The sequence below is a fragment of the Microbacterium pasadenense genome, assembly GCF_047246565.1.
Classification (GTDB): Bacteria; Actinomycetota; Actinomycetes; order Actinomycetales; family Microbacteriaceae; genus Microbacterium.
This window is the reverse complement of sequence record NZ_JBFOKN010000001.1, coordinates 585,278-598,184: the sequence shown is the minus strand read 5'-3', so window position 1 is coordinate 598,184 and position 12,907 is coordinate 585,278. Positions and strand designations below refer to the sequence as shown.

Sequence of the window (12,907 nt, the reverse complement as noted above, 5' to 3'; positions counted from 1 at the left end):
CCCCCAAGTTCCCCAGTGTGTGTGGTTTTCCTGCTGCGCGGCGAAGCCGCTAACCGGACGGCTCGAACGTGACGTCCACCCAGTAGTTGTGCGGCGAGAGGTCCTCGGGGAACTCTCGCGAGTAGGTGTAGGCGCTGCCGTCGGCCGGCACCGCGAACGGGCCGATCACCGTCGGCTCGGCGAGCGCGCCCAGATCGACGGCGTAGCGCCCGGTCGTGCTGTGGAGTCCGACGCGGTACTCGACACCGGGAAGGAGACGCACCGGTTCGTCGAACGTCGCGGTCTGCCATCCTTCGGGCGTCTCGTCCTCGAACACGACCTCGCCGAGCCGCGTGCGATCCGCGCCCCAGAGGTAGCCGGTGTGCTCGCCGCTGTTCGCCGAGCCTCGGTAGAAGCGGACGCCGGTGGCCTCGCCCGGCGCGTCGACGCGGAACCGGGTCGCGACCTGGACAGCGTGGGGATCGTCCCAGAACGGATGCTGAGGGGTGAGGTCGCCGAAGATCGTGGTCGCCCTCAGCGTCGGCGGCTCGGCCGCGGTGGTGAACCACCATGCGGCATCCGCGACGTCCGCCCCGGGAACCCGGGCGACCACGTCGTACCGTGCCGACCAGGCGAGCGGCGATTCCGGTGCGAAGGTGACGGTCCCGGTCTCATGGTCGACGACCGTCGACCCGCGAACCGCGCCCTCCGGTCCCGTCACCTGGAGCGCGGCATCCGGCACGTCACCCGACAGCCGGGCGGTGATGGTCGCCGTGGGAGCCACCTCGACGGCGGCGGACTCGGGCGTCGCGGCGACGACGCGGAGCGACTCTGCGGCATCCGGCGGCGGCGTCGCCTCCGGCGCGGGAGTCGGCGTCACGTCCGGACTCGGCGTCGCCTCCGGCGCGGGGGTCGGCGTCAGGTCCGGACTCGGCGTCGGCGCCGGCGCCGGCGGCGTCGGCGTCGGGGTCGGCGGTGCGGGCGTCGGCGGTGCGGGCGTCGCCGTCGGCGCCGCGAATGTCACCTCGGCGTCGACGAAGTAAGCCGAGGACCGCCAGGAGTCGCCGGGACGGCTGCCGTCCGCTCCGTAGGCGAACCGTCCGTTCGCGCCTCCCGGGCCTCTCAGGTCGCCACGGGTACGCGGCTCGGCGAAGTACTGGGTCTCGACGGCGTAGCCGCCCACCGGGGCGAAGTAGGACACCACATAGGTCTGACCGGGCACGACCTCGACCGGTGTGGCGAGCGGGGCACGCTGCCATCCCGACGACGTCTCGTTCGCGAACGTCACCCGGGTGAGCTCCGTCCCGTCCGGACCCCACAGCCTGCCGGTGTGGGTGCCGGTGTTGGCGGCGCCCTTGTAGAACCGGATGGCGGTGACGACTCCCGGCTCGTCCACCTGGAACGCTGTGCCCAGCGTCACGGCCGCGCTGTCGGACGCCGAGTCGATCTCGGGGACGACGCCGCCGAAGAGGGTCTGCGCGTCGCCCTGGACGTCGGGTCCCCGGGTCGTGAAGTCCCAGGCGTCCAGCACCTCGTCGTCGATCCGGACGGTGGCCCGATAGGTCGTCGCGCGCGCGAGCGGGGAGGCGGATGCGAAGCGCAGGGATCGCGTCGCCGCGTGATAGGTCGAGAGCCCCGGCACGGCGTCGCCGCTGCGGGTCACCTCGAGCGACGGCGACGGCGCGTCTACGCTGAGGACGGCGGTGACGACGCCGTCGTCGGGGGCGTCCGCTCCCGACGGCGCACGGTCCCCGAGCACGACGGGCGGCTCGCTCGCCGTCCCCGGAAGGAAGTCGACGTCGACGAAGTAGTTCGACGCCCCCCAGGAATCCGTCGGCCGGGCGCCACCCGGCCCGTAGCGGAAGACCCCGTTCGACTGCGCCGGCGCGGTGAGCGGTCCGCTCGTCCTCACCGTCTCGAACGCGCCCTGCTGGTACACGTACCGGCCCGCCGGCGAGAGGTACGACACCGTGTAGGTCTCCCCTGCTGCGATGTCGATCGGGACGGGGAACCGCGCGCGCTGCCACCCGGCTGCCGACTCGTTGCGGAAGACGACGGTCCCCAGCGGATCCCCCTGCGGCCCCCAGAGGGTGCCGGTGTGCGCTGCCGTGTCACCGGCCGCCTTGAAGAAGCGGATGCCGCTGATGCGACCGGCCGCAGACGAGCTGAACCGCATGCCCACCTCGACGGATGCGCCATCGGACGCAGCCGCGACGCCGGCCGGCTGGGCGTCTCCGAAGAAGGTCACGGCGAGCGGCAGATCCGGGTCGGCCGCGGTCACGAACGTCCAGACCCGCGCGGGCGCCGTTCCGGCGGCCGACGTCGCTCCCGTGACGGCCACGCTGACATCGCTCGCGTACGGCAGCTCGTCGGCCGGCGCGAACGAGACCGTCCGCTTGTCGCTCGAGAGCGAGACGGCTCCCGGGACGGCGCGCCCGTCGACCACCATGGTCATCTCCGGCGTCGCCGTCAGCGCTTCACTGAACGTCGCCGAAGCCCCGGCGGTCACCGGCACCGCGGTCGCGCCGGCCGCCGGCGTCGTCGCCACGAGCGTCGGCCCCGGGAGGGTGCGCTCGAAGATCGGGTCGACGAAGTAGCTCGACGTCGACCGCTCGCCGGGGTAGCCCCCGGTGTAGGTGAAGGCACCTCCGCTGGCGGGGACCCGCAGCGGTCCGCGCGCCACCGGCGCGGCGTAGGCGCTCGGGGCGAGGGAGTAGCGTCCCGTCGGGGCCCGATAGGCGACGACGTACTCCGAACCGGGCCGCACGGCGACCGGGTCGTCGAAGTGCGCCGTCTGCCATCCCGCTGCGCTGCTCTCTTCGAAGCTCACGCGCCCGAGCTCGGTCTCGTCCGGCCCCCACAGCGTCCCCGTGTGCGGGCCCGCGTTCGCCGCCGCCCGGTAGAACCGCATGCCGGTGATGAAGCCGGCCTCCATGACCGTGAAGGCCGTCCCGACGGTGACATCGTGGGAGTCCGGCGCCGCGACCACCGGCGGCAGAGCGGCGTCGTCATGGAGGGTGCACGGGCACACGTTCTCGGGGTCGATGAGCGGGGCCGTCGTGAACGTCCACCCGCCCGGTTCGAACGCGGGCGCATCGACGGGCACGGCCGTGACAGCCACGGTGTACGTGGTCTCCGGCTCGAGCGGGACGGCAGGCGCCCACCGCACTCGGCGGGACGATTCGTCGAACGAGAGGGTCCCGTCGACGACGTCGCCCTCGCTGGACGTCACCGTCATGCCGACGCTCGACGGGAACACCGGCAGCGTGAAGGTGGCGGACACCGCGGCATCCTTCGCCACGCGCATCGCGCCGGGGGCCGGGGACTGCGCGGTCAGGCGCACCGGCAGTTCACCGGCGGCGTCGAAGAGTACATCCACGAAGTAGGTGGCGTCCTGATACCGCTGGACCGGCCGTTGCCCGGGCGAGCCGTAGACGCCCGGAGATGCCGCGCCCGTGCCGGGGACCATGCGCACGGGCGCGGTCTCACGCGCCGCGTACGGCCAGGTGCGCTCCTGGTACGCGTAGCCGCCCTGCGGCGCGGTGTAGGAGACGGTGTACTCATCTCCTGCGACGACCTCGACCCCGGCCTCGAAGAGCGCCGTCTGCCATCCGGTGGCGCTCTCGTTCCGGAAGGTCACGTTCGCGAGCCGCTCACCGGATGCCGACCACAGCGAACCCGTGTGCGTACCGGTGTTCTCGGGTCCCTTGAAGAAGCGCACACCGGACACGACGCCGTCGGTCAGCGTGGTGAACCGCAGGCCGAGTTCGATGGCCTGGGTGTCGGTCGTGGAGGCGATCTGCGGCGTGACGTCCCCGAGGATCGACGCGGAGCCCGTCACCGCGACCGAGCGCACCGCGCCGGCCGCCGCGACGTTGGCGCTGTCGTCGATGGCCCGGGCGCGGATCGTCGCGGACGTGAGGCCCTGCTGCACGTAGCTGTAGCTCCACGAGGTGGTTCCGGTGGCCGCGTACCAGCTCTGACCGCCGTCGGTGGAGACTTCCACTCCGGCGACCACGCCGCCGGCATCCGCGGCGGTGCCGGTCACGGTGACGACCCGCCCGTGCGTCGTCGTCGCGCCTTCGGCGGGACTCGTGATCGTCGTCGTGGGCGCCGTGGCGTCGGCGCTCTCGGTCGCCGCGACGAGGTCCGGCATGAGGGTCCCCGGGAACACGCCCATGTCTGCGAAGAGGTTGACCTGCGCCTGCTGCATCCGCGGGTCTGCCGGCGCACCGTCGCCGTCGTGCACGTCGTCGAGCCCCCAGCCCCACTGGATGCTGCCCGCCGAGAAGACGAGTGCGCCGCTGGCCGCCCGGTACAGCGTGACGTGGTGCCGGGTGGTCCCTCCCACGACGGTGTTGCCGTAGTCGGTGAGGTACTGCGGGGTGGGACCTTCCGTCGTCGACAGCCGGATGAGCCCGGGCGGGCTGAACCCGTTGTCCATCACCTCATTGGATTCGTACCCGACCGTGTGCGGGGCGAGCTCTGCCGTCGCCCCGGCCGGCAGCGACGCCAACGGCGTATGGCGCCAGAGCCTCGTCCGGCCTTCGCGGCTCGACACCGTGACGGGCATGTCGTTGTGGTTCGCGACGTACATGGTGCCGGTCAGCGCGTTCTCGGGCGAGTGGCCGCCGTGCTCCGCTCCCGCGAAGCGCGGATCGCGCCACGTGCCGGTCCACTCGTCCGACGGGTCGATCTTGGCGTTCGACCAGGTCTCCTTGTAGGACACGAGCGTCCGATGGTCCGTCTGCGAACCGTCGGTCGACGGCGCCCAGCGCGTCCGCCAGTAGACCTCGTTGCCGGACAGGAACTGCAGGTGGACGCCGGCGTCACGCGCCGCCTCCACGTTCTCGCGCTGGCGGCCCGACCAGTACTCGTCGTGGCCGACCGAGAGGAAGACGTCGTGGTTGAGCAGTTCCTCGCCGCGCCGGTCGGTGTCGACCCCTGCCAGGTAGCTCACGTCGTACCCGTTGCGCTCGAGGAAGCGCACCGTCGCGTACTCCGAGCTGAAGTAGAAGTCGCGTGCGGTGATCCCGCCACGGGTCGCGAACGGGCGGTTGTAGCTGATCTCGTACGCTCTGCCGTTCGCGCCGCCCTGGTAGAAGTCGGCGCCCCCGTAGGAGTTGTAGGCGTGCCACGTGGTGTCCGAGGTCTGGAAGACGACGTCCGATGTGTTCCCGTCGTTGCGGACGATGAAGATGATGTGACTGCGCCCGCCGGTGTCCGCACGGCCGAGGGCCGCGATGTACACGCCCGACACCGCCGTCTCGGGAACATCCCATGTCGCCGACACGTGCCACGTGCCGCAGTCGTAGAGCCCCGTCCGGCCGTCCGGCCGGCACTCCGGCTGCACATGCGTGGGAAGCGGGAGGGGATCGACGTCGTCGATGTGTCGCGCACCCAGACCCTGATACCAGCCGGTCCGATAGATGTCGATCGTGAAGTCGGCGGCATCCGTGTCGACTTTGAAGTCGATGGCGTGTCCCGCGTCGACGCTGATATCGGTGGCGAACCCCTGCAGAGCCGGGTCGCCGGCGCCGGAGATGTCCCACCGGGCGGGGTCCGTGCCCGGCTCGCGGTTCTCGCACACGATCGGGTTGACGTCCGCCCCGCACGGGCTGGCCGCCTGACTCGATTCCGCCGGTCCGGTCGCGACGAGTGCGCTCGCGAGCACCGCGATGACGGCGAGAGCGGCGGCGACCTGACCTCCCTTGCGGCGGCGGACGGGGCTTGTCATGACGCTCCCGCAGAAGAGGCAGCCGCGTCCATGGCGGACTCGGGCAGCGCGCCCGTCAGGTGGTGCGCGAGCCGGACGGCGAGCGCCGTCGCGAAGAAGGTGGGGTTCGCCTCCGCCGACGTCGCCAGCACGCTGCTCGAGGCGATGTAGAGGTTGGCGATCCCGTGCACGCGGCAGTCGGCGTCCACGACCCCGAGTGCGGGGTCGTCGCTCATCCGTGTGGTCCCGATGCTGTGGAACCCGTCGGTGGTCTGCGCCCACGCATCCGCCTGGACGAGGGAGGGGTCGGATGCGGTGTACTCCAGCCGCCCGAGGCCCGCCCGGCGAAGCTCGCCGTCCAGCAGCTCGTGGCAGCGCAGGAGCGAGGCGACGTCCGCATCGAGATAGCGGTAGTCGACACGGAGGACCTCGGTGCCGGAGCCGTCCACGTGCAGGGTGATCCTGCTGTCCGGGTTCGGCAGCTGCTCGCCGTGGTAGTGCAGCGCGTAGCGACCGCCCTCGTTGCGCAGCAGGAATCCCGGTTTGCGCACGCGGGACAGGTAGCGGCGGCGGATGATGTCGGCCACGTCCGTCGCGGCGCGCAACGGCGAGCGGAGGATGTTCGCCATGTGGGCGCGCAGGGCGTAGGGGCGCGGCCCGACGTGCCGAAGCCGGATGCCCTCCGCCAGGATGGCGCGCCCGACGGGCGGGATCGCGATGCCGAGGAAGACGGCGGAGAGTGTCGCGTTGCGGTGATCGGCCTCGTAGAAGGGCGGGTTGTCGAGGTAGAAGCTCGTGTTGAGCACCCGGTGGCGCCGCTGCGCGTCCTCGTGCAGGGTGAAGCGCCGCCGGGTGTAGGTGTCGTGCTCGTCGCGCACGAAGTCGAGATCGGCGGCGCGAGCCGGGTCGTCGAGGACGATGTCGGCGATGCTGCCGGTGGCGTGCCCCATGTAGTACCGGCCGAGCGGACCGTCGACGCCGCCGAACGCGTCGGGGCGGCGGCGCTGCACGTGCAGCAGCAGCCGGGGGATCTCGAGCCCGCCCATGGCCAGGATGTAGGACCGGGCGCGAACGCGGGAGGTCGTGCCGCGCCGAGTGATGACGAGTCCGCTCACGGCCGTGGCATCACCGTCGTCGAACTCGACGTCGGTCACCCGCGCGCCGAGCATCGCGGTCACGCCGGGATGCGCGAGCGCACGCGCCCCGAGTCCCGGGCCGAGCTTGGGTCGCCGCGCCCAGCGCTCGAGGTTGGACATCCGGAAATCGGCGAGCCCGTCCCAGTCCGGGCTGTCCGCCCGGAAGACCGGGGCGCCGCAGTCGAGGTGCCGGGCCGCCGCGGCGTACCAGGGAGTGACGTCGGACAGCGCCAGCGGCCACTCCCCGAGCGGCACGTACTCGCGCGGTTCGAGGTCGATGGGCTCGAATGCGACGCAGCGTCCGCCCCACAGCCAGGACGTTCCGCCCACCCCGCGACGCGTCGTCAGCTGCAGCGGCGCGTGCCGGGCGGGATCGACGATCTCGGTCCGCTGCCCGATGATCGGCTCGATGTCGCGCGTGCCGCTCGCCTCGTCACCGGCGTCGATCAGCAGGACGCGCGCACCCGACTCGGCGGCCTCCACGGCGAAGGCCAGGCCGATCGGACCCGCCCCGACCACGCAGCAGTCGAAGTCCCCGTCCGGATGCCGGTCGCCCGCGACCGCACTCATGCGATGGCCTCCGCACCCTCGCGCGTCGACGCGTCCCGCTCCCAGGCCGGGCGGACGTCGCCGCCCGAAGCGGACCGGGCTCGCCGACGGGCGAGCGCGGTGAGCAGGGCGTACCAGAGCGCGTCGGACGCATCGCGGGGAGTCCGGACCGCCCGGAGCAGACTCGCCGCGCGCGAGGCGGTCGTCGGCGCGATGCCGATCTCCACATATCCGCGGCGCTGTCGTGCGAGCACCGAGACGAGCGCCGCGGCATCCCGGGGCGTGCGCACCTGCATGGGCGTGGTGTCCACGATCCGCTTCTCGTCCTCGGTGAACTGCGCGTCGAACCAGGAGTCGTCCGCGGTGACGGCCGGGAACGACGCGAACCGCCCGTGACCGGCCTGGTTCGCGGCGTACCCGCCGGCTCCCCACAGCCGGGCGGGCTGCCCGGGGATCCGCGTGCGGGCCCGGTAGTAGGCGCGGACCGGTCCGCTCGCGCCGGCCGTGTCGTAGACGAAGGCGGGACGGGCGGCGAGCACACCGGGCTCCTGGAGGGCATCGAAGACGGCCAGCACGGCGGCCGGCGCGATCTCGATGTCGGCATCCAGATACAGCCGCGGCCAGGCGGTGGCGGCCGCGTCGCCGAGGTTCAGGCCGGCCGGCTTGGAGCCTTCGTCCGTCTCGACGACGACGACGCCGGGGAACGCCCGCGAGATCGCCGCGGTGTCGTCGCTGCATCCGTTGCAGGCGACGACGACCTCGATGCGGCCGCGCTCGGCGAGCGGCGCCAGCGGCGCCAGCGTGCGCGCGATGACGGCGGCCTCGTCGTGCGCCGGAATGATCACCGCGCCGCGCGCGCGTCGCTGCGACGGCGTCGTGCCGTCGGCGTTCCCCAAGGTCCCCATGCTCATCCCCAGACGCACGCATCCCGAGCAGGAATGCGGGCCATGAACCGGTGCCGCCGACGATCCCACTCGTCGGAGGTGCGCTTCGCCTCCCCAGGCTCAGCGCGACCGGTGTCCCCGCGGGCAATGTAACCAGATCGCACCCGCACGCACAATACAATCCGACACACGGATGCCACGGGGCGTCCCGGACGCCCTTCGGCCAGCAAGGAGACCGTCATGACCGGCACCGCCGCCACCGTCCACCCGTCCGCCGACCTGGACGACGACGTCGACCTGGGCGAGGGCACCCGCGTCTGGCATCTCGCCCAGATCCGGGCCGGCGCACGTCTCGGCGCGGACTGCAACATCGGGCGCGGCGCCTACATCGGTCCGGGCGTCGTCCTCGGCGACGCGTGCAAGGTGCAGAACTACGCCCTCGTCTACGAGCCCGCCGTCGTCGGCGACGGCGTCTTCATCGGCCCGGCGGTCGTCTTCACGAACGACGAGTTCCCGCGGGCGGCGAATCCGGACGGCACCGCGAAGGGCGCGGACGACTGGCACGCGGTGGGGGTCACGGTCGAGGACGGCGCGTCCATCGGCGCGCGGGCGGTGTGCATCGCGCCCGTCCGGATCGGGGCATGGTCCCTGGTCGCCGCCGGCGCGGTCGTCACGCGTGATGTGCCCGCTCACGCCCTCGTCGCCGGCGTCCCCGCGAAGCGGGTCGGCTGGGTCGGCCGGGTCGGCCGGCCCCTCACGGCCGAGGACGATGTCTGGGTCTGCCCCGAGACCGGCGAGCGCTACACCGAGGACGGCGACGCGCTGCGGCTGCTCGAGTGAGCCGGGCGTCGCATCGGCAGGTGCGGGATGGCGTCCTCGGTGAACGGGTCTCCGTCCACCGCGAAGCCGAATCGGCCGTACCAGTCGGCGAGGTGCGCCTGCGCGTCGAGGACGATCGAGCGGCGCGGATCCGTCGCCTCGCACAGGTCGATGGCGCGGCGCATGAGCTCCGCCCCGACGCCCCGGCCCCGTGCGGTCGGCGCCGTGACGACCCGCCCTATCCGCCACCGCCCGGCCTCGGAGAGCACCCGCAGCGCACCGAGGACCTCGTCGCCCTCCTCCGCCCAGACGTGACGGGCGCCCGGCTCGATGTCACGGCCGTCGAGCTCCTCGTAGGCGGCCCGCTGCTCGACGACGAACACCCGCACCCGTAGCCAGAGGATCCGGTAGAGGGTCGTCTGCGGGATGTCCTCGAGGGACGCCGCACGGATGCCGAAGGTCATCCGTCCACGTTACGACGGCGCCGCCGCGAACCACATCCGGCGGCCGTCCGCAATCCCCTGTGTCGGCCCGGGCACGTGTCGGACCGTGGAGCCATGACCGATTCCGACGACATCAAGCAGCCTCTCGACCACCTGGCCCCGAAGGAGGAGCGCGATCCCGCGATCGAGATCGAGGAACCCCACTACCCCGGCAGCGACGCTCCCGACGGGCCGTCGCAGGTCTCGCCCGACACCGCCGCCGAGCCCGACGAGCCGGCCCGGCACGGCGTCGCGAAGCTGCCGCCCACCTCCCGGTGACCGGCCGCGGCGCAGCACGTCACCAGGCGTAGGCCTCGGGCGCCTGACCTCCCGGCCCCGGCCAGATGCGGTCGAGCGCCGAGAGGTCGTCCTCGCTCAGTTCGACGTCCACCGCCGAGATCGCACTCATCAGGTGCTCCAGGCGACGCGGACCGACGATCGGGGCGGTCACGACCGGCTGGTGGAGCAGCCACGCGATCCCGAGGACGGCCGGGTCGATGCCGCGCTCGTCGGCGAACGCCTCGTACCGCTCGATCTGTGCGCGCCGCTCGCCTAGCCGGGACGGGTCGCTGCGCGACGTGTCCGTCTTGCGGAGGACGCCCCCCAGCTCGCCGCCGGCCAGCGGGGACCAGGGCAGCAGCCCCATGCCGTAGGCCGCTGCGGCGGGGACCACCTCGAGCTCCACCGTCCGGTTGGCGAGGCTGTACACCGACTGCTCGGTCACGATCGGCGAGCGCCCGGTCGCGGCGGCGATCTCGCGGTACTGGGCGATGTTCCAGCCGGCGAAGTTCGACGAGCCGAGGTAGACGACCTTGCCCTGGTCGCGCAGCCGCGTGAACGCATCGAGCACCTCGTCCACCGGCACCGTCCGGTCGATGTGGTGCATCTGGAACAGATCGATGCGGTCGGTCTGCAGGCGCCGCAGCGACGCCTCCACGGCGGCGCGGATGTGCAGGGACGAGAGCCCGCGGTCGTTGACGCCGGGTCCCATGGTCCCGTGCGCCTTCGTCGCGAGCACGACGTCGTCCCGGACGCCCCGGTCGGTGATCCAGCGCCCGACGAGCGACTCGGTCTGTCCGGGCTCGTCCCCCCAGGGCCGTCCGCCGTACACATCGGCGGTGTCGAGGAAGTTCACGCCGTGCTCGCGCGCGGCATCCAGGATCGCGAAGGACTCCTCCTCGCCGATCACCGGTCCCATGTTCATGGTGCCGAGCGCGATGCGGCTCACGCGCGCGCCGGCGCTTCCCAGTCGTGTGTAGTCCATTGCGTCTCCTCAGTCGTTGATCCAGGAGTCCCGACCGGGGACGAGTTCGTCGATCTCGTCCCAGAGCTCCGGGGGGATGTCGATGTCCAGCAGGTCGAGCGTCTGCGCGAGCTGGTCCGGCGAGACCATTCCGCAGATGGTCGAGTGGATGCGGGGGTCGCGCGTCGAGAACTGGAGGGCGGCAGCGAGGAGCGGGACGCCCCGGCGCTCGCACGCGGCGCCGATGTCGTCGATCGCGCTGAGGACGTCGTGCGAAGCCGCCCGGTAGGCGTAGCGGTCGGTGACCCGCGGCGCCCGACTCAGGACGCCGCCGCCGTACACGGCCGCATTCAGGACGCCGAGTCCGGCATCGGCCGCGACGGTGAGGAGCTCGTCGGCGGTGCGGTCGATGAGCGTGTAGCGGTTGTGGGTGATCAGCGCGTCGAACAGTCCCGTCTCGACGAAGCGCCGGAGCATCCTCGTCGGCCCACCGGAGATGCCGATGTGCGCGACGGCGCCCTCGTCACGGAGGGCGAGCAGGGCGTCGACCGGCCCTCCCGGAGCCATCGCAGCCTCGAAGCCGATGTGCTCGGGGTCGTGCAGGTAGGCCACATGAACGGTCGCATCGCCGAGCCGCTCACGGCTCTCGTCGAACGAGCGCCGCATCCGATCCGCACCGAACGATCCCGTGTCGGGGTCACGATCGAGCTTGGTCTGCAGCACGAGATCGTCGGGGATGCCGGACTGCTGCAGCGCCACCCCGATCCGGCGTTCGCTCTCGCCGCCGCCGTAGTTGTTCGAGGTGTCGAGGAAGTTCACCGGCGAGCGCAGCATCGCGTGCACGGTCGCGATCGCCGCGTCTTCGGGCACCGAGAGCTCGTGCTCCGGGGAGATCACGCCCCAGGCGGCGGTGCCGACGCAGACGGGCGAGACCGAGAGCCCGGTGCGACCGAGGACGACACGGGTCGAAGCGGAGGAGGTCATCGAATCGATCCTGTCAGCTGTGATCCTCGCCGCGCGACATCCGGATGCGGCGGCCCTCCTCGATGTCCTTCTGCTCCTTCTCGGCCTGCTTGTCGGACTTGCGGGTGTCCCGCGCGGGCAGCTGGATGTCCTCCTCCGCCGCGATGCCGCCCTGCAGCTGACGACCGCGTTCCAGCTCGGCGTCGAACTCCGCGCCGAACAGCAGCACGTTGTTGGCGATCCAGAGCCAGAGCAGGAACACGATGACGCCCGCGAGGGAGCCGTAGGTGCGGTCGTAGTTCGAGAAGTTGACGACGTAGAAGAAGAACCCCGCCGTCGCGAGGATCAGGACGACGATGGCGATGAGGGCGCCGAGGCTGATCCAGCGGAACTTCGGCTGCTTGGCGTTCGGGGTCGCGTAGTAGAGGATCGCGACGAGCAGGACGACGATGAAGAGCATCACCGGCCACTTCGCGATGGCCCATGCGATCTGGACGCCGTCGCCGAGGCCGAGGGCGTCGCCGACCGCCCGGGTGACGTCGCCCGAGACGACCAGTCCGAGGGCGACCAGCGCGAGCGACACGACGGCGATGACGGTGACCACCAGCTGCATCGGGCGGAGCTTCCAGAACGGGCGCCCCTCCTCGATCTCGTAGATGCGGTTCATCGCCCGGCTGAACGCGCCGACGTACCCCGATGCCGACCACAGGGCGACGAGGATGCCGGACACGAGCGCGAAGCCGGCGCCGGGGGCGGACGCCACCTGCTCGATCGGGCCACGGAGCGCGGCGGCGGTGTCGCCCGGGGCGACGTCCTCGACAATCCCCAGCACCGCGTCGGCAGCCGCACCCCCCTGCCCGATCACGCCGAGCAGGGAGAAGATCGCGATCAGCGCGGGGAACAGGGCCAGCACCGCGTAGTACGTCAGCCCTGCGGCGGCATCCGTGCACTGGTCGGCGGAGAACTCGCGGATCGTCTTTCCGAGGACGTACTTCCACGAACGCTTGTGGAGGTCGGTGGGACCGTCCGGCTTCGTCGCCGCGTCGGGATGCGGGGCGTCGGTGCGCGTGCTCTGCTCGGCCATGGTGGGATGCCTCCGTGCGGATCTCGGGACGTGCGGACGTGTCGGATGCCAC

General features: G+C 72.0%; 9 protein-coding genes. 2 read left to right on the top strand and 7 right to left on the bottom strand.

From position 1 onward, the window contains the following. Positions 1-49: 49 nt before the first annotated feature. Genes AB3M83_RS02825 through AB3M83_RS02815 form a run of 3 tightly spaced genes read right to left on the bottom strand, consistent with a single transcriptional unit; the run spans position 50 to position 8,291 of the window. Positions 50-5,716: a DUF4082 domain-containing protein gene (locus tag AB3M83_RS02825; protein ID WP_412944905.1), complete on the bottom strand. Its 5,667-nt coding sequence runs from the start codon at positions 5,714-5,716 to the stop codon at positions 50-52. Further along, on the bottom strand, positions 5,713-7,401 hold the full coding sequence (locus tag AB3M83_RS02820; RefSeq protein WP_412944903.1) for an FAD-dependent oxidoreductase: 1,689 nt from the start codon (positions 7,399-7,401) through the stop codon (positions 5,713-5,715). Before AB3M83_RS02820 ends, AB3M83_RS02825 begins: the two co-directional genes overlap by 4 nt. After that, the gene (locus AB3M83_RS02815) at positions 7,398-8,291 is read right to left on the bottom strand and encodes a glycosyltransferase family 2 protein (RefSeq protein ID WP_412944901.1); all 894 of its coding nucleotides are present in this window, start codon (positions 8,289-8,291) and stop codon (positions 7,398-7,400) included. The genes AB3M83_RS02820 and AB3M83_RS02815 overlap by 4 nt, the downstream gene beginning before the upstream one ends. A gap of 213 nt (positions 8,292-8,504) precedes the next feature. Here AB3M83_RS02815 and AB3M83_RS02810 point away from each other — a divergent pair, with 213 nt between their 5' ends. Further along, positions 8,505-9,104, top strand: a complete 600-nt coding sequence (locus tag AB3M83_RS02810) for an acyltransferase (protein WP_412944899.1) — start codon at positions 8,505-8,507, stop codon at positions 9,102-9,104. Here AB3M83_RS02810 and AB3M83_RS02805 read toward each other — a convergent pair. After that, the gene (locus AB3M83_RS02805; RefSeq protein WP_412944897.1) at positions 9,065-9,547 is read right to left on the bottom strand and encodes a GNAT family N-acetyltransferase; all 483 of its coding nucleotides are present in this window, start codon (positions 9,545-9,547) and stop codon (positions 9,065-9,067) included. The two genes, AB3M83_RS02810 and AB3M83_RS02805, sit on opposite strands and share 40 nt — an antisense overlap. A gap of 93 nt (positions 9,548-9,640) precedes the next feature. Between AB3M83_RS02805 and AB3M83_RS02800 the strand changes: the two genes are divergently transcribed. Then, the gene (locus AB3M83_RS02800) at positions 9,641-9,844 is read left to right on the top strand and encodes a hypothetical protein (RefSeq protein ID WP_412944895.1); all 204 of its coding nucleotides are present in this window, start codon (positions 9,641-9,643) and stop codon (positions 9,842-9,844) included. 19 nt (positions 9,845-9,863) lie between these two features. Here the strand turns inward: AB3M83_RS02800 and AB3M83_RS02795 are convergent, their stop codons facing one another. The 3 genes from AB3M83_RS02795 to AB3M83_RS02785 are packed head-to-tail and all read right to left on the bottom strand — an operon-like array spanning position 9,864 to position 12,855. Beyond that, positions 9,864-10,829, bottom strand: coding sequence for an aldo/keto reductase (locus AB3M83_RS02795; RefSeq protein ID WP_412944893.1), 966 nt, complete (start codon positions 10,827-10,829; stop codon positions 9,864-9,866). 9 nt (positions 10,830-10,838) lie between these two features. Next, positions 10,839-11,792, bottom strand: coding sequence for an aldo/keto reductase (locus AB3M83_RS02790; protein WP_412944891.1), 954 nt, complete (start codon positions 11,790-11,792; stop codon positions 10,839-10,841). Between the two features lie 13 nt (positions 11,793-11,805). Further along, on the bottom strand, positions 11,806-12,855 hold the full coding sequence (locus AB3M83_RS02785; protein WP_412944889.1) for a YihY/virulence factor BrkB family protein: 1,050 nt from the start codon (positions 12,853-12,855) through the stop codon (positions 11,806-11,808). Positions 12,856-12,907: the final 52 nt, after the last annotated feature.